This window comes from Bradyrhizobium sp. USDA3010, from assembly GCF_056429065.1.
Genome location: NZ_JBWJZD010000018.1, coordinates 128235 through 145739 on the forward strand (window position 1 = coordinate 128235; position 17505 = coordinate 145739).

Consider the following 17505-nt stretch of genomic DNA (forward strand, 5'->3'; position numbering starts at 1 on the left):
CGCCGGCACAGCCGGTCCGAACGAGTTGGCCCCTGCCAGATGCCCTCACAAATCCCCACTCGTGAGGGCCTAATGCCCCTGCCTACCGCATCTCGGTCGGAGCGTGGACGCCTAGAACAGCTAAGCCCGATGCCAGAACCGAGACGACGCCCTGAACCATTGCCAGTCGCGCCCTCGTGATCTCTGCATCATTATTGATAATGAAGCGTAAATAGGGCAAATCGCGCCCCTTGGTCCACAGCGCATGAAATTCACTGGCCAAATCATATAGATAAAAAGCGATTCGGTGCGGCTCGTGTGCCACCGAAGCAGCCTCGATCATCCGGGGATAGAGCGCAAGCCGCCTGAGCAGGTCGAGCTCGGCCGGGTCGGTCAACCGTTCGACCGCAGCGTTCCGCAGATAGGCCAGCCGGGTCTCTTCGGTCTCGGGCAGATCGGGAACCGCCTCCTCCCGCGCATTGCGGAAGATCGAATGGCCGCGGGCGTGACCGTACTGGACGTAGAAAACGGCGTTGTCCTTCGACTGCTCGATCACCTTGGCGAGGTCGAAATCGAGCACCGCGTCGTTCTTGCGGAACAGCATCATGAACCGGACCGCGTCCGAGCCGACCTCGTCGACCACCTCGCGCAGCGTGACGAATTCGCCGGAGCGTTTCGACATCTTCACCGGCTCGCCGTCGCGCAGCAGCTTGACGAGCTGCACGATCTTGACGTCGAGCGTGGCTTTGCCGGCGGTCACTGCCTCCACCGCCGCCTGCATCCGCTTGATGTAGCCGCCGTGATCGGCGCCGAACACGTCGATCAGGTTGGTGAAGCCGCGCTCGAACTTGTTGCGGTGGTTGGCGATGTCGGAGGCGAAATAGGTGTACGAGCCGTCCGACTTGATCAGAGGACGATCGACGTCATCGCCGTAGGCGGTAGCGCGGAACAGCGACTGCTCGCGGTCTTCATAATCCTCGACCGGCTTGCCCTTCGGCGGCGGCAGGCGGCCCTCGTAGATGTCGCCCTTGGCGCGCAGGAAATCGATGGTCTCGACGACCTTGTTGTTGCCGGATGTGATCAGCGAGCGCTCGGAGAAGAACACGTCGTGATGGATGTTGAGCGCGGCGAGATCGCCCTTGATCATCTCCATCATCATGGCGATCGCCTTGTCGCGCACGATCGGCAGCCACGCGGCTTCGCTCATGTCGAGCAGCTTCTCGCCGTATTCCTTGGCAAGCGCCTCGCCGACCGGCACGAGGTAGTCGCCGGGATAAAGGCCTTCCGGAATCGCGCCGATATCCTGACCCAACGCTTCGCGGTAACGCAGGAATGCCGAGCGTGCGAGCACGTCGACCTGGGCGCCGGCGTCGTTGATGTAATATTCGCGACAGACGTCGAAGCCCGCGAATTGCAGCAGGCTGCACAGCGCATCGCCGAACACGGCGCCGCGGCAGTGGCCGACATGCATCGGCCCGGTCGGGTTCGCCGAGACGTATTCGACGTTGACCTTCTCGGCCTTGCCGATGTCGCTGCGCCCGTAGGCCGAGCCGGCGGCCAGCACGGCGCGCAGCGCGTCCGCCCAAACCTGCGGCTTCAAGGTCAGGTTGATGAAGCCGGGCCCGGCGACATCGACGGACGCGACCAGCGCGTCGGCGCGCAGCCGCTCGGCGATCTTGTCGGCGAGCTCGCGCGGCTTGGCCTTGGCGTCCTTGGCGAGCACCATCGCGGCATTGGTCGCCATGTCGCCATGGCTGGCATCGCGCGGCGGCTCGACCACGACGCGGGACAGATCGATGCCCGCGGGCCAGTTGTCCTCGGCAGCGACGGCGGCACAGATCGCGTGCACGCGCGCCAGCATGTCGGCAAAAAGGTGTGGTGTAGCAGGGGTGTCGGCCATGGCAGGGCGCTAACGCAAATCCGGGGTCGAGTCAAAAAGCCTTTGGTGCTCGATCAGGGCGAAACGGTCGGTCATTCCGGCAATGAAATTGCCGATCCGCCTGTTCCGCGCGCTGCCAGTCTCCTGCACGCTCCCCTCGATCCATTCCGCCGGCAGGTCGCCTGGCGATTGCCGGTAGCGCTCATAGAGATTGCGGACCACCTGCTCCGCCTCCCGCATGACCAGCATCACCCGCGGGTGGCGATACATCCGCCGGAACAGGAACGCCTTGATCGCCGCCTCCTGCTCGGCCACCTCGGGCGGAAACGCGATCAGCGGCGCATTGTGGTGGCGGACATCCTGGGCCGATTGCGGCTGCGCAACGGCGAGGCGCCGGGTCGCCTCGTTGAAGACCGCGTTGATGAAATGTGAGATCAGCTCACGCACCAGTTCGGCGCCGCGCCGGACCTCGTCGAGCCCGGGGTAATGGCGGTCGATCTCGGAGATGATCTCTGATGTCAGCGGCATCTCCTTGAGGTCGTCGACCGCAAACAGGCCGGCGCGCAGACCGTCGTCGATATCGTGAGCATCATAGGCGATGTCGTCGGCGAAGGCCGCGATCTGCGCCTCGAGCGAGGCATAGCTCCAGAGCTCGAGATCGTAGGTCTTATTGTAGTCGGCGATCCCGACCGGAATGCCGCTTTCCAGGTAGCGCCCGGCCGGCGCGCCATTGCGTTCGGTGAGCGGGCCGTTGTGCTTGACGATACCCTCGAGCGATTCCCAGGTCAGGTTCAGCCCGCCGAACTCTGGATAGCGATGCTCCAGCGAGGTGACGACCCGCAGCGCCTGCGCATTGTGGTCGAAGCCGCCGTCACCCTTGAGGCAGTCGTCGAGCGCCCGCTCCCCGGCATGCCCGAACGGCGGATGGCCGAGGTCGTGCGCCAGGGCCAGCGTCTCGGTCAGATCCTCGTCCACCCCGAGCTGGCGCGCCAGTGCGCGGGCGATCTGGGCGACCTCCAGCGAATGGGTCAGCCTGGTGCGGTAATGATCGCCCTCGTGGAAGACGAAGACTTGGGTCTTGTGCTTGAGGCGGCGGAACGCGGTCGAATGGATCACCCGGTCGCAGTCGCGCCGGAACGGGCTGCGGGTCCGGCTCGGCGGCTCCACGACAAGCCGGCCGCGGCTGCGGTCCGGGTCGCAGGCATAAGGCGCGCGGGGGGCAGCCATTCCGACCGACACGGTATTTTAGTCCTTATCCATTTGATTCCATGGTCCGACGCACTTAACTATGACTGAGGCGGCTGACCAAATGAATTGGGCATGACGCCGAGCATGATCCGATCAAACCATGCTCAAATAGAGTTTCGGAGACCGATATGACTGCTGCCATCACCGTCAGCGAACGGGCCGCCCGCCGGATCGGGCAGATCCTCAGCAAGGAAGGCGACGGCGCCAAGCTGCGCATTTCCGTCGAGGGCGGCGGCTGCTCCGGTTTCCAGTACAAGTTCGACGTCGAGCGCACCCAGGCCGATGACGACCTCGTGATCGAGCGCGACAGCGCCGTGGTGCTGATCGACCCCGCCTCGGTCCCGTTCCTCGCGGGTTCGGAAGTCGACTTCGTCGATGACCTGATCGGCGCCTCGTTCCGCGTCGTCAATCCGAACGCCACCGCGTCCTGCGGCTGCGGCACCAGCTTCTCGATCTAGCGCTTCCTTGCCCGACGCGGCTGCTCCACGCGAACCGGTGACCGGTTCGCCGGAGACGCTACGTTATTCGGCCGCGACCACCTGCGGGCGCTCGACGTCGTCGCCCGCCTCCGCCTGTGGATCGAGCTTGCTGCGCAGCCTGCGGTCGATGCGGTCGAGATAGATGTAGATCACAGGCGTGATGAACAGCGTCAGCAGCTGCGACACGCAGAGGCCGCCGACCACCGCGACGCCGAGCGGCTGACGCAGTTCGGCGCCGGCACCCGCGCCGAGCGCGATCGGCAGCGTGCCGAAGATCGCCGCGAACGTCGTCATCATGATCGGGCGGAAACGCAGCAGCGCCGCCTCGCGGATCGCGTGCTCGGCGCTGAGGCCGACGCGGCGGCGCTCGAGCGCGAAGTCGACCATCATGATCGCGTTCTTCTTGACGATGCCGACCAGCATCACGATGCCGATCATCGCAATCACCGACAGCTCCATCCCGAACAGCATCAGCGTCAGGATCGCGCCAATGCCGGCCGACGGCAGGCCCGAGATAATCGTGATCGGATGGATGAAGCTCTCATAGAGAATGCCGAGGATCACGAAGGCCGCGTCGAGGTTGACCTGCGTGGTCGCGCCCTTGCCGACCAGCCGCCCCGGCCGCAATGCCGAGAACAGCGGCAGTCAGAACCAAATTCCGCTTTTTCATAAGTCTTGCACGTGCGCCGCCCGCTTCCCTTGAAAGCCAGCACGCTTCGTCACTCCCCCCGTCGGCAATTGTTACGCCTTGTTTCCGGAGAGGGTTAGCACAGGCGATCGCCCATGGTATGCCACCTAAGTAAAATCCTGCGGCTTCAATCCGGTCATTCGCATCCGCGCACTCCTGGAAATTCGGCATGCGACGGGGCCGGCATCGCGCTACCCTTTCGCCTCCAGATCGAGTGTTTCGAATCTCCCTGATGCCCATCTCCGTCCGTGTCTACACTTGGGAAGAAGTCCGCGAACGCTCCGGCGCCATCCGCTACAGCGTCTTTGTCGAAGAACAGGGCGTTCCGTCGGAACTTGAATGGGACGAAATGGACGAGTCGAGCTGGCATGCCCTGGCGTTTGCCGAAGACGGCACCGCCGTGGCGACGGGCCGGTTGTTGCCCGACGGCCATATCGGCAGGATGGCGGTGCTCAAGGCAGTGCGCGGCACGGGCATGGGCGCCCGCGTGCTGGATGCGCTGATGGCCAAGGCGGCCGAACTCGGCTATCCGGAGCTGATCCTCAACGCGCAGACACACGCAGAGCAGTTCTACGCACGCGTCGGCTTCGAGCGGATCGGCGTGGAATTCGAGGAGGCCGGCATCCCACACGTCGAGATGCGGAAACGCTTGATCCAAACAGGGCGCTAGTTCACCCGAGCGCTCCCATAAACAGAGGACTTCCGATGGCAGTTCGCATCGCGACGTGGAACGTCAACTCGGTCCGGCAACGGATCGAACTTCTGGTCGCCTGGCTGAAGGAGTGTTCCCCCGACATCGTCTGCCTGCAGGAGATCAAATGCGTCGACGACGCGTTTCCGCGGCTCGAGGTCGAGGCGCTCGGGTATAATGTCGTCACCCACGGCCAGAAGACCTTCAACGGCGTCGCGCTGCTGTCCAAGCTGCCATTCGACGAGACCAAGTCGGGCCTCGCCGGCGACGACGCGGACGCCCACGCCCGTTTCCTCGAAGGCGTCGTCACGCTGAAACAGGGCGTGGTGCGGGTCGCGTGCCTTTACCTGCCCAACGGCAACCCCGCCAATACCGACAAATATCCGTACAAGCTCAAATGGATGTCGCGGCTTCTTGAGTACACGCGGGAACGGCTTAAGGCCGAGGAACCGCTGATCCTGGCCGGCGACTTCAATGTCATTCCGGCGGCCCGCGACGTCTACAATCCGGCCGCCTGGGCCGATGATGCCCTGTTCCGCCCCGCGACCCGCGAGGCTTTCCAGTCGCTGCTCGGCCTCGGCCTCACCGATGCGCTGCGCGCGGTCAATGACGAGCCCGGTCAGTACACCTTCTGGGACTACCAGGCCGGCGCCTGGCAGAAGAACTGGGGCCTGCGCATCGACCATCTGCTGATGTCGCCGCAGGCCAGCGACCGGCTGATCGATGTCGGGATCGACAGCTATGTCCGCGCCTGGGAGAAGCCGTCGGACCATGTGCCGGTATGGGCCGATCTCGATTTCGAGACCGCCTGAGCCCACCCGCCGCGGGAGATATCAATCCCGGCGGCCCTGCACCCAGTGCTCGAGCATCTGCAGCGCCATCGCGCGGTCGTCTTCGGAGGCCTTGGTGATTGCCCGGTTGTAGCTTTCCTTGATCCAGGCCTCGTCGGGCGTGGCGCTGTCACGCGCCAGGGTCAGCCACATCAGGCCGCGTGCCCGCTGTGGCGGCAGCCGGTCGCCGTTGAACAGCATCTGTCCGAGCAGCGCCTGCGCCTGATGCTGGCCCTTCTGGGCGGCCAGACCGAGCCAGCGCGCGCCATAGCGGAAATCGTCCCGCGAGGCATCCGGCGTCTTCAGGTACAGCCGAGCAAGGTCGTACTGGGCGTCGGCATTGCCGAAATAGGACGCCGCATAGGAGAACATCTCCCGCGCCCGCTCGGTGTCCGCCTTCACCTTGGAATTGGGAATGCCGCTCAGATAATAGCGGCCGAGCGCCACGAAGGCGTTGGCCACGATCGAGGCCTGCGGCGCCGACGGCGAATCCTCGGCATGCGCATTGGCGATCCGGCTGAAATACTCAAAGGCGCGCATGTCGTCCTGGATGACGCCGTCGCCCTCGGCGTACATCTTGCCGAGCTTCCACTGCGCCACGGGGTGACCGCCCTCGGCCTGGTACTGCAGCGTGCTGAAGGAGGAGGTCGGCGAGGTCGCCGCAGGGGCAACCGGCGTAGCGGCCCGCTTCAGTGCAGCGGCCGTGCCGGGCTGCGGAGCGACCACCGGAAGAACGGTATCCTGGGGGCTGACTGGGGCGCCGTCGAATCCGAATCCAGGGCCTGCCACCGGGATGGCCCCTAACGCAAACGCCAATATCGCACGCTTAAACGTCCGCATAACACTGTTTCTCGTACGCGCCACCCGGATGGGTGACTGCGCCATCCACCGCCGGCCCCACTTGCTCGGCGTACTTCCACAGCGCACCAGATGTGTGGTTAGTCGCCCGAGGGGCCCATTTGGTCTTACGATTTGCGAGCTCGGCGTCGCTCAATTTTACGTCAAGTGTGCCGGCGACCGCATCGATCTCGATGATGTCGCCGTCCTGCAATAACCCGATCGGCCCGCCGACGGCCGCTTCGGGTCCAATATGTCCGATGCAGAAGCCACGGGTGGCGCCGGAGAACCGGCCATCGGTGATCAGGGCAATCTTGCCGCCCATCCCCTGCCCGGTCAGCGCCGCCGTGGTCGCCAGCATCTCCCGCATCCCGGGACCGCCCTTCGGCCCCTCGTAGCGGATCACAATCACTTCGCCTTCCTTGTAGGTGCGCTTCTGCACCGCCTCGAAGGCGTCTTCCTCGCGGTCGAAGCACCGGGCCGGACCGGTAAACTTCAGGTTGGACATGCCCGCGACCTTCACGATCGCACCCTCCGGAGCGAGATTACCCTTCAGTCCGACAACGCCACCTGTCACGGTGATCGGATTGTCGGCGGGCCGCACCACGTCCTGGTGCGGATTCCATTTCACGCTTTTGAGGTTTTCGGCGATCGTTCGGCCAGTGACGGTCAGGCAATTCCCGTGCAAGTGGCCATTGTCGAGCAGCGTTTTCATCAGCAGCGGAATGCCGCCAACCTCGAACATGTCTTTGGCAACATAACGGCCGCCCGGCTTCAAATCCGCGACGTAAGGAGTCTTTTTGAAGATTTCGGCAACGTCGAACAGATTGAACTTGATGCCGCACTCATGGGCGATCGCCGGCAGGTGCAGCGCAGCATTGGTCGAACCACCTGAGGCTGCAACCACGGCCGCAGCATTTTCAAGGGCTTCCCGGGTGACGATGTCGCGGGGCCGGATGTTCTTCTCGATCAGCTCCATCACCTTCTCGCCGGCAGCGGCACAGAAGGCGTCGCGGATCTCGTAAGGCGCCGGGGCCCCGGCCGAATACGGGAGCGCCAGGCCGATCGCCTCGGAGACGGTCGCCATGGTGTTTGCAGTGAACTGGGCGCCGCAAGCGCCGGCCGAGGGGCACGCCACCCGCTCGATTTCGTCGAGGTCCTCGTCCGACATGGCGCCGACCGAGTGCTTGCCGACTGCCTCGAACATGTCCTGCACGGTGACCGGCTGCCCACGGAAGTTGCCGGGCAAAATCGAGCCGCCATAGATGAAGATCGAGGGCACGTTGAGCCGGACCATCGCCATCATCATACCCGGCAGCGACTTGTCGCAGCCGGCGAGCCCGACCAGCGCATCATAGGAGTGACCGCGAACGGTCAGCTCGACCGAATCGGCGATGCATTCCCGGGACGGCAGCGACGAGCGCATGCCGTCATGGCCCATCGCGATGCCGTCGGTGACGGTGATGGTACAGAACTCGCGCGGCGTGCCGCCGGCGGACGCCACGCCCTTCTTCACCGCCTGCGCCTGGCGCATCAGCGAGATGTTGCAGGGGGCCGCTTCATTCCAACATGAAGCAACGCCGACAAATGGTTGATGAATCTGGGTTGTCGTCAGCCCCATCGCATAGAGATAGGACCGATGCGGTGCGCGCTGGGGCCCTTCCGTCACGTGGCGGCTCGGCAGCCTGCCTTTGATGTTCGTTTTGGCGTCCATCGCGACCCTGTTCCCTTCAACAACGCCGGAACCGAGCAAAAGTCCCGTCGTCGCGAGCGCTGGCTATTCAGCCAGGTGAATATCCTTTCATGTCCGGGTGTGGCCAAAAAGCGGCGCGACTACGGACCGCTTGTGTTTAGGGTTAAATGTCGATTCACTGTTGCGATAAAGCAACAATCGTGGCTCCCGGGCAACCATGTATTATCGGTCCTTATGGGAACCTGACACGTACCTGACCAAATAGCCTTGAAGTTGCCGTCTCGTGGAGAATCTCACCTGGGTTGTGGATTGATTGCCGTCCTCTCCTCAAACGGAGGGCGCAGGGAAAGCGTGCCGATCGCGCACGCACGCGCCTCTCTCCACCCGTCGTCCCGGCGAAGGCCGGGACCTATAACCCCAGAATTGAGTTGGAGAGGAAAGCTGCGGCCCCAGCCTCGCGCAACAATCAGCTTCAGTGGTTGGGTCCCGGCCCCCGTGCGCAATTGCGCACCGGACGGCTCGCGAAGCGAGAGCCCGAAGCCATTCCACCACCAATAATGCGGCACAATGGATTCCGGGCTCGTGCTTCGCACGCCCCGGAATGACGTTGGAGAGACGTTGCTACTCAGCGGCCAATTTCGGTGGCGCCGGAGGCGCCCAGCACTCGACACGATTCCGGCCGCGCTCCTTGGCCTGGTAGAGCGCGGCATCGGCGGCCTTCATCAGCGCCTCGATCCCGGGCATGCTGGTGAGGGCCTCGGCGACGCCGATGCTCACCGTCAATCGCACTGGACGATCATCCGCCCCCAACGCTAACCCTTCCGCCCTCTTGCGAATGCGTTCGGCGACGGTCCGGGCGCGCGACAACGTCGTTTCCGGCAGCAGAACCGCGAACTCCTCGCCTCCGACACGGCCAATAACGTCGGACTTGCGCTTGCCGCGTGTGCAAATCTCGGCGACGGCCTTGATGGCCTCGTCGCCGGCCGCATGACCGAGCCGGTCGTTGATGCTCTTGAAGTAGTCGATGTCGACCATCAGGACGGAGACGGAGCGATAGTAGCGCTGGAACCGGCTCCACTCCGCATCCAGCGTTGTCAGGAAGTGCCTGCGGTTGAACAGTCCGGTGAGCGGATCGGTGGTCGCGAGCACTTCGAGCTGTCGCGCGTTGCCTACAAGATCGGTCACGTCGACAAAGGTCAGCATCCGGCCGCCGTTGGCCATCGTCGAGCAGTGGATCCTGATGTTGCGGCCGTCGGGCATCTGGACGTCGCGCTTGTGATCGCCCGCCTTGATCTCCGCAATCCGCTTCGCCGGAAAGGCTCTGATTTGCTCCGGGGTCGAGCCGGTCGGGACTGCCCGACGACTGCGCGTGAGAAGCGTGACGTATGCCGGATGCCGCGCAACCTCCTCCTCGCTCACCTCCCAGAATTCCCGCATTCTCCGGTTGAGGAAAATCACATTGAGATCGCGATCAAGCAGAACGACGCCGTCCTCCACGTTCTCGAGCGCGCCGGTCAGCACCTTCAACTTGTCCGATGCGCGCACGATGTCGGTCACCGGCGTGTAGCTCACCATCCGGCCGCCGTCGGGCAGCGGCGTACACTGACACCGCACCACATCGCCATTGCTGCGCCTGAGATCGATCGGGTTTGCGTCGCCGGCGCTCACGAGGCGGACGCGTTCGGCAACATAGGCCTGAAGCTGCTCAACCGGCAGCTCATAGGCCATGGTCTTGCAGCCGTGGTGCATGAGATCGGTGAAGCTGGGATTGCGGTCGGCCACCGCGTCCGGAAGCTGCCACATGTTCCGGAACGCGCGGTTGATGAACAGGGCTTTCAGCTCGGCGTCCAAGAGCAGGATGCCGACCGGGATCAGATCGAGCGCTGCGCGCAGCGCCAGCATGTGCCCGCGCAGAATTTCGCCGCTGCGCCGCTCCGGAATGGCTGATGGCGCAGCAGCGGCAAGCACGGCAGCGGCAGGCGCGGGAGCCGCCTGCTGAGCTTCAAACACCAGCCCGAGCTGGCGGTCCGATTGCCACAACCGTTTGCATGGCCTCACCTGATTGGTGCCGACAATCAACAGCTGGACCTGGTCCGGAATGCCGATGACGCTTTCGAGATCCACGGTCGCTCCCGTATCGGTGAGCTGCCGGACCGTGCAATCGAAGGCCGACCGACCGAAATTGAAGACGATCTTTCCGGCCAAAAACGTTCGGCCGCGGGAAGCTGACACCTGTCCGGACATGGCGAGACGCACCTGGAGCAATTGCGAGCCCCCTCACCTCAGCATGTTTGAGTCACCAAGCCATGAACGCTTTCGAGGGGTTTGACCCAGAGCAGAGAACGAAGGCGGTGTGCGCTGCAAAACGGGCTCCATCCGGCGGTTCCTGGAACCCGTGCCCCTACGATCCGCCGAGCCGCTTCCGTTTCGCGTTCAGCGCCGAAGCGACGCGGCTGACCGGCGGACGGCCGAGCAAGCCGGCGACCTCGTTCGTCGCGGCCAGCAGCTTGTCCATGTCGATGCCGGTTTTCACGCCCATGCCTTCGAGCATGTAGACGACATCCTCGGTCGCGACGTTGCCGGTGGCGCCGGGCGCATAGGGGCAGCCGCCGAGGCCGCCGGCGGCGGCATCGATCACGCGCACGCCCTCCTCCATGCCGGCATAGAGGTTGGCGAGCGCCTGGCCATAGGTGTCGTGGAAGTGCATCGCCAGGTTGCCGACCGGCAGCTCGCCGCCGACCGCGCGCAACATCTCCTTGGCCTTGAGCGGCGTGCCGACGCCGATGGTGTCGCCGAGCGAGATTTCGTAGCAGCCGAGATCCCACAGCGTCACGGCGAGATCGGCGACCGCCTTCGGCTTGATCTCGCCGTCGAACGGGCAGCCGAGCACGCAGGAGATATAGCCGCGCACCTTGACGCCATCGGCCTTGGCGCGCGCCAGTACCGGCTTGAAGCGCTCGATCGATTCCGCGATCGAGCAATTGATATTGGCGCGCGAGAAGCCTTCAGAGGCCGCTGCGAACACCGAGACCACCCGGGCACCGGCCGCGCGCGCGGCGTCATAGCCCTTCTCGTTCGGCACCAGCACATGGAATTCGGCGTCCTTGACCTTCTCCTTGATTTGGCTGACGCCGCGCAGCACCTGGTCGGAGCTTGCCATCTGCGGGATCGCCTTCGGCGACACGAAGGCGCCGACCTCGACGGTTTTAAGCCCCGCCGCCACCAGTGCCTCGACGAAGTCGATGCGCGCCTCGACGCTGACCGGCGTTTTCTCGTTTTGCAGGCCGTCGCGCGGCCCCATCTCGACGATGTGGATCTGATCGCTCATGACGCAGCCACGGGCTCGACTTCGGCAAGCTCGACGCCCTCACCGACGATGTCGCCGACCTTGCATTTGAGCTTCTTCAACACGCCGGCATAGGGCGCGCGCAGGGTCTGCTCCATCTTCATCACTTCCAGCGTCAGGATCGGCGCGCCCTTCTCCAGCGTCGCGCCCTCTTCGGCCAGCAACGCGACCACGGTTCCCGGCAAGGGCGCCACGATCTTGTCCTCACCGACCTGCTCCTCGCTCTCGCCGCCGAACGGATCGACCCAGTGCAGGTCGAAACGGCCGTTGCGGGTGCGCAAGTAAAGCTCGTGGCCCTCGATGACCGAGGCGACGCGCGACTTGAGGCCGTCGAGCGTCAGGTCGAAGCCATCCTCGCGGGGGGACGAGATGGCAAAGGCAAGCTCGCGCCCACCGATCGAGAGCGTCGACGGTCCATTGCCATAGTGCAGCGTGATGGTGTGGGCGGGCTCGTGGCCCTGCCGGAATGAAAACAGCCGCTGGCGGCGGCCGACCGGCATCCAGCCGAAGGCCTGCCAGGGCGAGTTCGCCTCGCGCCGCGCCGCCTTCTGCTCATCGTTGACGATCGCGGCCACCGCCGCGCAGAGCTCGAACTCACCGGCGCCGCCGGTGCCTGATGTCAGGTTCTTCAGCTCGCGCTCAATGAAGCCGGTATCGATCGCATTGGCCCTGGTGTCCGGATGCGTCACCAGCGCCGACAGGAACGGGATGTTGGTGACGATGCCGCGAACGTCGGTCTCTTGCAGCCCGCGATTGAGTTTCTCGATCGCGCCCTCGCGCGTCGGCGCCCAGGCGATCACCTTGGCGAGCATCGCGTCGTAATACGGCGAGACGTTATCGCCGCTGCGATAGCCGGCATCGATGCGCAGGCCGTCGCCTTCCGGCGGCGTCCGCCAGGTCTTGATGCGGCCGACCGAAGGCATGAAGTTCTTCTGCGGGTTTTCCGCGTAGACGCGGGCCTCGATGGCGTGCCCGTTCAGCCTGATCTCGTCCTGCTTCAGCGGCAGGGCCTCGCCGAACGCAACGCGCAGCTGCCAATCGACGAGATCGACGCCGGTGATCAGCTCGGTGACGGGATGTTCGACCTGCAGACGCGTGTTCATCTCGATGAAGAACACGTCCTTGCCGTCGGAGACGAACTCGATGGTGCCGGCGCCGACATAGTTGACCGCGCCGGCCGCCTTGCGCGCGGCCTCGCAGACCGTCTCGCGCTGCGCGGTGTTGAGTGTCGGCGACGGCGCTTCCTCGATCACCTTCTGGTGGCGGCGCTGCAGCGTGCATTCGCGCTCCCACAGCGACAGCAGATTGCCGTGGCTGTCGCCGATGATCTGCACCTCGATGTGGCGCGGGTTCTGCACGTACTTCTCGATCAGCATGCGGTCGTCGCCGAACGCCGCCTTGGCCTCGCGCTTGGCGCTCGTGATAGCGGCCGCAAGATCCGCCGCCGCACTGACCACGCGCATGCCACGGCCGCCGCCGCCGGCTGACGCCTTGACCAGCACCGGGAAGCCGATCCGGTTGGCGGCCTCCGCCAGGATCGCCTCGTCCTGCGCCTCGCCGTGATAGCCGGGCACCAGCGGCACGCCGGCCTTCTCCATCAGCGCCTTCGAGCCGGATTTCGAGCCCATCGCGGTCATCATCGCCGCGGTCGGGCCGACGAACACCAAACCGGCATCGAGACAGGCCTGCGCGAACTCGGCATTTTCAGACAGGAAGCCGTAGCCGGGATGCACCGCCTCGGCGCCGGTCTGTTTTGCAGCCGCGATCACGCGCTCGATGTTGAGATAGCTGTCGCGCGCCCGCGCGGGCCCGAGCAGCACCGCCTCGTCGGCGAGTGCGACATGCATCGCGTCGCGGTCGGCCTCGGAATAGACCGCGACCGTGCGCAGCCCCATGGCGCGCGCCGAGCGGATGACGCGGCAGGCGATCTCGCCGCGGTTGGCGATCAGAAGCGTGCGGAAACGCCGGTAGAGTTTTGAGCGGTCCATGATCAGATCCTGGGTCACATCCTGAACAGGCCGAACTTCGTCGGCTCGATCGGCGCGTTGGCGGCGGCCGACAGGCCGAGCCCGAGCACCAGGCGGGTATCGGCGGGATCGATCACGCCGTCGTCCCAGAGCCGCGCGGTCGCGTAGTAGGGATTGCCCTGCTTTTCGTATTGCGCGCGGATCGGCTCGCGGAACTTGTCTTCCTCTTCCGCCGACCAGCTCTCGCCCTTGGCCTCGATGCCGTCACGGCGCACCTGGCTCAACACCATCGAGGCCTGCTCGCCGCCCATCACCGAGATGCGGGCGTTCGGCCACAGCCAGAGGAAGCGCGGACTATAGGCGCGGCCGCACATCCCGTAATTGCCGGCGCCGTAGGAGCCGCCGATCACGACGGTGAATTTCGGCACGCCGGCGGTCGCAACCGCCGTCACCAGCTTGGCGCCGTCGCGCGCGATGCCGCCCGCCTCGTACTTCTTGCCGACCATGAAACCGGTGATGTTCTGCAGGAACACCAGCGGAATGCCGCGCTGGCAGCACAGCTCGATGAAATGCGCGCCCTTCAGCGAACTCTCGCTGAACAGGATGCCGTTGTTGGCGATGATGCCGACCGGATAGCCCCAGATATGGGCGAAGCCGCAGATCAGCGTGGTACCGTACAGCTTCTTGAATTCGTCGAATTCGGAGCCGTCGACGATCCGCGCGATGATGTCGTGCACGTCGAACGGCTTGCGGCCGTCGGCGGAGACCACGCCGTAGATCTCCTCGGCCGGAAACAGCGGCTCCTGGACGGTGCGCATGTTGAGCGGTGCCTTGGCCGGCTGCTTCAGCGTGCCGACGATGCGGCGCGCGATCCCGATCGCGTGCGCATCGTTCTGCGCGTAGTGATCGGTCACGCCCGACTGCCGGGAGTGGACGTCGGCGCCGCCGAGCTCTTCAGCGGTGACGACCTCGCCGGTCGCGGCCTTCACCAGCGGCGGGCCGCCGAGGAAGATCGTGCCTTGATTGCGCACGATGATGCTCTCGTCGGACATGGCAGGCACATAAGCGCCGCCCGCCGTGCAGGAGCCCATCACGATCGCGATCTGCGGGATGCCCTGCGACGACATCTGCGCCTGATTGTAGAAGATGCGGCCGAAATGCCGCTCGTCGGGAAAGATCTCGTCCTGCAACGGCAGGAAGGCGCCGCCGGAATCCACCATGTAGACGCAGGGCAGATTGTTCTGCCGCGCGATGTCCTGGGCACGCAGATGCTTCTTCACCGTCATCGGGTAATAGGTGCCGCCCTTGATGGTGGCGTCGTTGGCAACGATGATGCATTCGCGCCCGGAGATGCGCCCGACGCCGGTGATGACGCTGGCCGAATGCACGTCGCCGCCGTAGAGCCCGTTGGCGGCGAGCGGCGACAGCTCCAGGAACGCGGTGCCGGGATCGACCAGCAGATCGACGCGATCGCGCGCCAGCATCTTGCCGCGCGAGGTGTGCCGCTTGCGCGAGGTCTCACCCCCGCCGCCCGCGACCTGCTTGAGCTTGTCGCGGAGTTCTGAGACCAGGCTGCGCATCACATCGGCGTTGCGGGCGAATTCGGAGGACGTGGGATCGATCGTCGAATGAAGCGGCATCGCTGTTGCACGTTTCGTTGGAGGACACGTTAGAACGACGAACGGAGGCCCTATGTCACCTCGCCCCGCTTGCGGGGAGAGGTCGGATTGCATCGAAGATGCGATCCGGGTGAGGAGGAGCCTCCGCGAACACATCTGTCACCACTAACGCGGTGACAGCCCCTCACCCCAACCCCCTCCCCGCAAGAGCGGGGCGAGGGAGAAGAATCTAGGCCGTCTTCGCGAACAGCTCGCGGCCGATCAGCATGCGGCGGATCTCGCTGGTGCCGGCGCCGATCTCGTAGAGCTTGGCATCGCGCAGCAGCCGGCCGGTCGGATAGTCGTTGATGTAGCCGTTGCCGCCGAGCAGCTGGATCGCATCCAGCGCGCATTGGGTGGCCTTCTCGGCGGCGTAGAGAATGGCGCCGGCGGCGTCCTCGCGCGTGGTCTCGCCGCGGTCGCAGGCCTTCGCCACCGCGTAAACATAGGCGCGCGAGGCGTTCATCGTGGTGTACATGTCGGCGATCTTGCCCTGCACCAGCTGGAACGAGCCGATCGGCTCGCCGAACTGCTTGCGCTCGTGGACGTAAGGCAGCACGACGTCCATGCAGGCCTGCATGATGCCGATCGGTCCCGCCGCCAGCACGGCGCGCTCATAGTCGAGACCAGACATCAAGACGTTGACGCCGCGCCCGACCTCGGAGAGCACGTTCTCTTCGGGCACCTCGCAATCCTCGAATACCAGCTCGCAGGTGTCGGAGCCGCGCATGCCGAGCTTGTCGAGCTTCTGCGCGGTGGAAAATCCCTTCATGCCCTTTTCGATGATGAAGGCGGTGATGCCGCGTGGGCCGGCATTGGCATCGGTCCTGGCATAGACCACCAGCGTCTCGGCATGGGGACCGTTGGTGATCCACATCTTGTTGCCGTTGAGCACGAAGCGGTCGCCCTTCTTCTCGGCGCGGGTCTTCATCGAGACCACATCCGAGCCGGCACCGGGCTCCGACATCGCCAGCGACCCGACATGCTCGCCGGAGATCAGCTTGGGCAGATATTTGCGCTTCTGCGCCTCGTTGCCGTTGCGGCGGATCTGGTTGACGCAGAGGTTGGAATGCGCGCCGTAGGCCAGCCCGACCGAGGCCGAAGCGCGCGAGATCTCCTCGACCGCGATGCAGTGCTCGAGATAGCCGAGGCCAGAGCCGCCGTACTCCTCCTCGACGGTGATGCCGTGCAGGCCGAGCGCGCCGATTTTCGGCCAGAGGTCGCGCGGAAAGGTGTTGGAGCGATCGATCTCGGCGGCGCGCGGCGCGATCTCGTTGGTCGAGAAATCATGCACCGTCTCGCGGATCGCATCCGCGGTCTCGCCAAGGTCGAAATTGAAGATTGCCGCCCGGTTCGAGGCCATGATCCCTCCCATGAGATTCATCTTGCAATTAAACGATCATACGTTTTTTTCTTGGCTTCGCAAGCGACTGTGCTATGGTTCGCGTGCGAAATCCGCAGTTCGTTGAATTTGCTGGGATTTCATGCGATATACATACGGTCGTTTGCTTGTTTCCGGCACTCCCTGACAAGCCAACATCCCTCCGAGGCCCCGATGGCACGCACGATCGGCTCACATGGCCCCACGACGCTGGAGGCGATCCGCAAGGCCGGCGTGCGCCTGATCTTCGAGCGCGGCTACGAGGCGATGAGCCTGCGCCAGCTCGCCGCCGAGGTCGGCATCCAGGCGGGCTCACTCTACAACCATATCTCAACCAAGCAGGATCTGCTGTTCGATCTGGTGCAGGAGCATATCAACGATTTGCTGCGCGAGCTCGATCTCGCGCTGGAGGGCAAGGCCGATCCGGTCGAGCAGCTGCGCGCCTTCGTCGCCTTCCACGTCAGCTATCACATGACCCGCAAGCGCGAGGTCTTCATCGCCAATTCCGAACTCCGCAGCCTCGATGCCAAGAACTACGACGTCGTGGTGGCGTTGCGCGGCGCCTATGAGCAGCGGCTGGCGCAGATCCTCACCGAGGGGGTCGCGGACGGCGTGTTCGAGGTCGGCGATATCCAGGTCGCGACCTTCGCCATCATCGCGCTGCTGACGGGTCTTTGCACCTGGTACCGCCCCGGCGGCCGGCTGACCCGCGACGCCATCATCGCGGCGCATGAGAAGCTGGTGCTGTCGGGCGTCGCACCGCAGGCCGCGCTCGTTCGGGTCGGCAGCGGCAGCAAGAGCCCGCGGACCGCGGTAGCGGGTTCGTGAC

The 17505-nt window shown here is 64.8% G+C and carries 13 protein-coding genes and 1 pseudogene; 4 read left to right on the forward strand and 10 right to left on the reverse strand.

Features of this window, described 5'->3' with window-relative positions; translation table 11 throughout:
- Positions 1–82: 82 nt before the first annotated feature.
- Together argS and AC066Y_RS25455 are read right to left on the reverse strand one after the other, a co-directional pair.
- On the reverse strand, positions 83–1879 hold the full coding sequence (gene argS, locus AC066Y_RS25450) for an arginine--tRNA ligase (RefSeq protein WP_478276258.1): 1797 nt from the start codon (positions 1877–1879) through the stop codon (positions 83–85).
- A gap of 9 nt (positions 1880–1888) precedes the next feature.
- Positions 1889–3097: a deoxyguanosinetriphosphate triphosphohydrolase gene (locus AC066Y_RS25455; protein ID WP_478276259.1), complete on the reverse strand. Its 1209-nt coding sequence runs from the start codon at positions 3095–3097 to the stop codon at positions 1889–1891.
- A gap of 137 nt (positions 3098–3234) precedes the next feature.
- On the opposite strand from AC066Y_RS25455, the gene erpA reads away from it, so the two are divergent.
- Positions 3235–3564: an iron-sulfur cluster insertion protein ErpA gene (gene erpA / locus AC066Y_RS25460; RefSeq protein ID WP_021081206.1), complete on the forward strand. Its 330-nt coding sequence runs from the start codon at positions 3235–3237 to the stop codon at positions 3562–3564.
- A 63-nt stretch (positions 3565–3627) separates the two neighbouring features.
- Here erpA and AC066Y_RS25465 read toward each other — a convergent pair.
- Positions 3628–4161 (reverse strand): annotated as a pseudogene (locus tag AC066Y_RS25465) (efflux RND transporter permease subunit); the annotation flags it as partial.
- A 344-nt stretch (positions 4162–4505) separates the two neighbouring features.
- On the opposite strand from AC066Y_RS25465, the gene AC066Y_RS25470 reads away from it, so the two are divergent.
- Both AC066Y_RS25470 and xth read left to right on the forward strand, forming a co-directional pair.
- Positions 4506–4943, forward strand: coding sequence for a GNAT family N-acetyltransferase (locus AC066Y_RS25470; RefSeq protein ID WP_478276260.1), 438 nt, complete (start codon positions 4506–4508; stop codon positions 4941–4943).
- A 35-nt stretch (positions 4944–4978) separates the two neighbouring features.
- Positions 4979–5776, forward strand: coding sequence for an exodeoxyribonuclease III (gene xth / locus AC066Y_RS25475; protein ID WP_478276261.1), 798 nt, complete (start codon positions 4979–4981; stop codon positions 5774–5776).
- Positions 5777–5797: 21 nt separating this feature from the next.
- Here the strand turns inward: xth and AC066Y_RS25480 are convergent, their stop codons facing one another.
- From AC066Y_RS25480 to AC066Y_RS25510, 7 genes are all read right to left on the reverse strand, one after another.
- Positions 5798–6634, reverse strand: coding sequence for a tetratricopeptide repeat protein (locus tag AC066Y_RS25480; protein WP_478276262.1), 837 nt, complete (start codon positions 6632–6634; stop codon positions 5798–5800).
- Positions 6621–8345 (reverse strand): dihydroxy-acid dehydratase, encoded by a 1725-nt coding sequence (gene ilvD / locus AC066Y_RS25485; protein WP_478276289.1) that lies wholly within the window; start codon positions 8343–8345, stop codon positions 6621–6623. The genes AC066Y_RS25480 and ilvD overlap by 14 nt, the downstream gene beginning before the upstream one ends.
- A gap of 600 nt (positions 8346–8945) precedes the next feature.
- On the reverse strand, positions 8946–10448 hold the full coding sequence (locus tag AC066Y_RS25490; RefSeq protein WP_478276263.1) for a sensor domain-containing diguanylate cyclase: 1503 nt from the start codon (positions 10446–10448) through the stop codon (positions 8946–8948).
- 277 nt (positions 10449–10725) lie between these two features.
- Positions 10726–11652 (reverse strand): hydroxymethylglutaryl-CoA lyase, encoded by a 927-nt coding sequence (locus tag AC066Y_RS25495; protein WP_478276264.1) that lies wholly within the window; start codon positions 11650–11652, stop codon positions 10726–10728.
- A complete protein-coding gene (locus AC066Y_RS25500) occupies positions 11649–13658 on the reverse strand; it encodes an acetyl/propionyl/methylcrotonyl-CoA carboxylase subunit alpha (protein ID WP_478276265.1) in 2010 nt (669 codons plus the stop codon). Before AC066Y_RS25500 ends, AC066Y_RS25495 begins: the two co-directional genes overlap by 4 nt.
- A 14-nt stretch (positions 13659–13672) precedes the next feature.
- On the reverse strand, positions 13673–15277 hold the full coding sequence (locus AC066Y_RS25505; protein WP_478276266.1) for a carboxyl transferase domain-containing protein: 1605 nt from the start codon (positions 15275–15277) through the stop codon (positions 13673–13675).
- Positions 15278–15485: 208 nt separating this feature from the next.
- Entirely contained in the window at positions 15486–16658 is a 1173-nt protein-coding gene (locus AC066Y_RS25510; protein WP_478276267.1) for an isovaleryl-CoA dehydrogenase, read from the reverse strand.
- A 192-nt stretch (positions 16659–16850) separates the two neighbouring features.
- Here AC066Y_RS25510 and AC066Y_RS25515 point away from each other — a divergent pair, with 192 nt between their 5' ends.
- Positions 16851–17504: a TetR/AcrR family transcriptional regulator gene (locus AC066Y_RS25515; RefSeq protein WP_478276268.1), complete on the forward strand. Its 654-nt coding sequence runs from the start codon at positions 16851–16853 to the stop codon at positions 17502–17504.
- Position 17505: the final 1 nt, after the last annotated feature.

Coding starts and splice junctions, on each gene's coding strand:
- argS (WP_478276258.1), bottom strand. CDS start 1,879: ATGGCCGACACCCCTGCTACACCACACCTTTTTGCCGACATGCTGGCG.
- erpA (WP_021081206.1), top strand. CDS start 3,235: ATGACTGCTGCCATCACCGTCAGCGAACGGGCCGCCCGCCGGATCGGG.
- AC066Y_RS25470 (WP_478276260.1), top strand. CDS start 4,506: ATGCCCATCTCCGTCCGTGTCTACACTTGGGAAGAAGTCCGCGAACGC.
- xth (WP_478276261.1), top strand. CDS start 4,979: ATGGCAGTTCGCATCGCGACGTGGAACGTCAACTCGGTCCGGCAACGG.
- AC066Y_RS25480 (WP_478276262.1), bottom strand. CDS start 6,634: ATGCGGACGTTTAAGCGTGCGATATTGGCGTTTGCGTTAGGGGCCATC.
- ilvD (WP_478276289.1), bottom strand. CDS start 8,345: ATGGACGCCAAAACGAACATCAAAGGCAGGCTGCCGAGCCGCCACGTG.
- AC066Y_RS25495 (WP_478276264.1), bottom strand. CDS start 11,652: ATGAGCGATCAGATCCACATCGTCGAGATGGGGCCGCGCGACGGCCTG.
- AC066Y_RS25500 (WP_478276265.1), bottom strand. CDS start 13,658: ATGGACCGCTCAAAACTCTACCGGCGTTTCCGCACGCTTCTGATCGCC.
- AC066Y_RS25505 (WP_478276266.1), bottom strand. CDS start 15,277: ATGCCGCTTCATTCGACGATCGATCCCACGTCCTCCGAATTCGCCCGC.
- AC066Y_RS25510 (WP_478276267.1), bottom strand. CDS start 16,658: ATGGCCTCGAACCGGGCGGCAATCTTCAATTTCGACCTTGGCGAGACC.
- AC066Y_RS25515 (WP_478276268.1), top strand. CDS start 16,851: ATGGCACGCACGATCGGCTCACATGGCCCCACGACGCTGGAGGCGATC.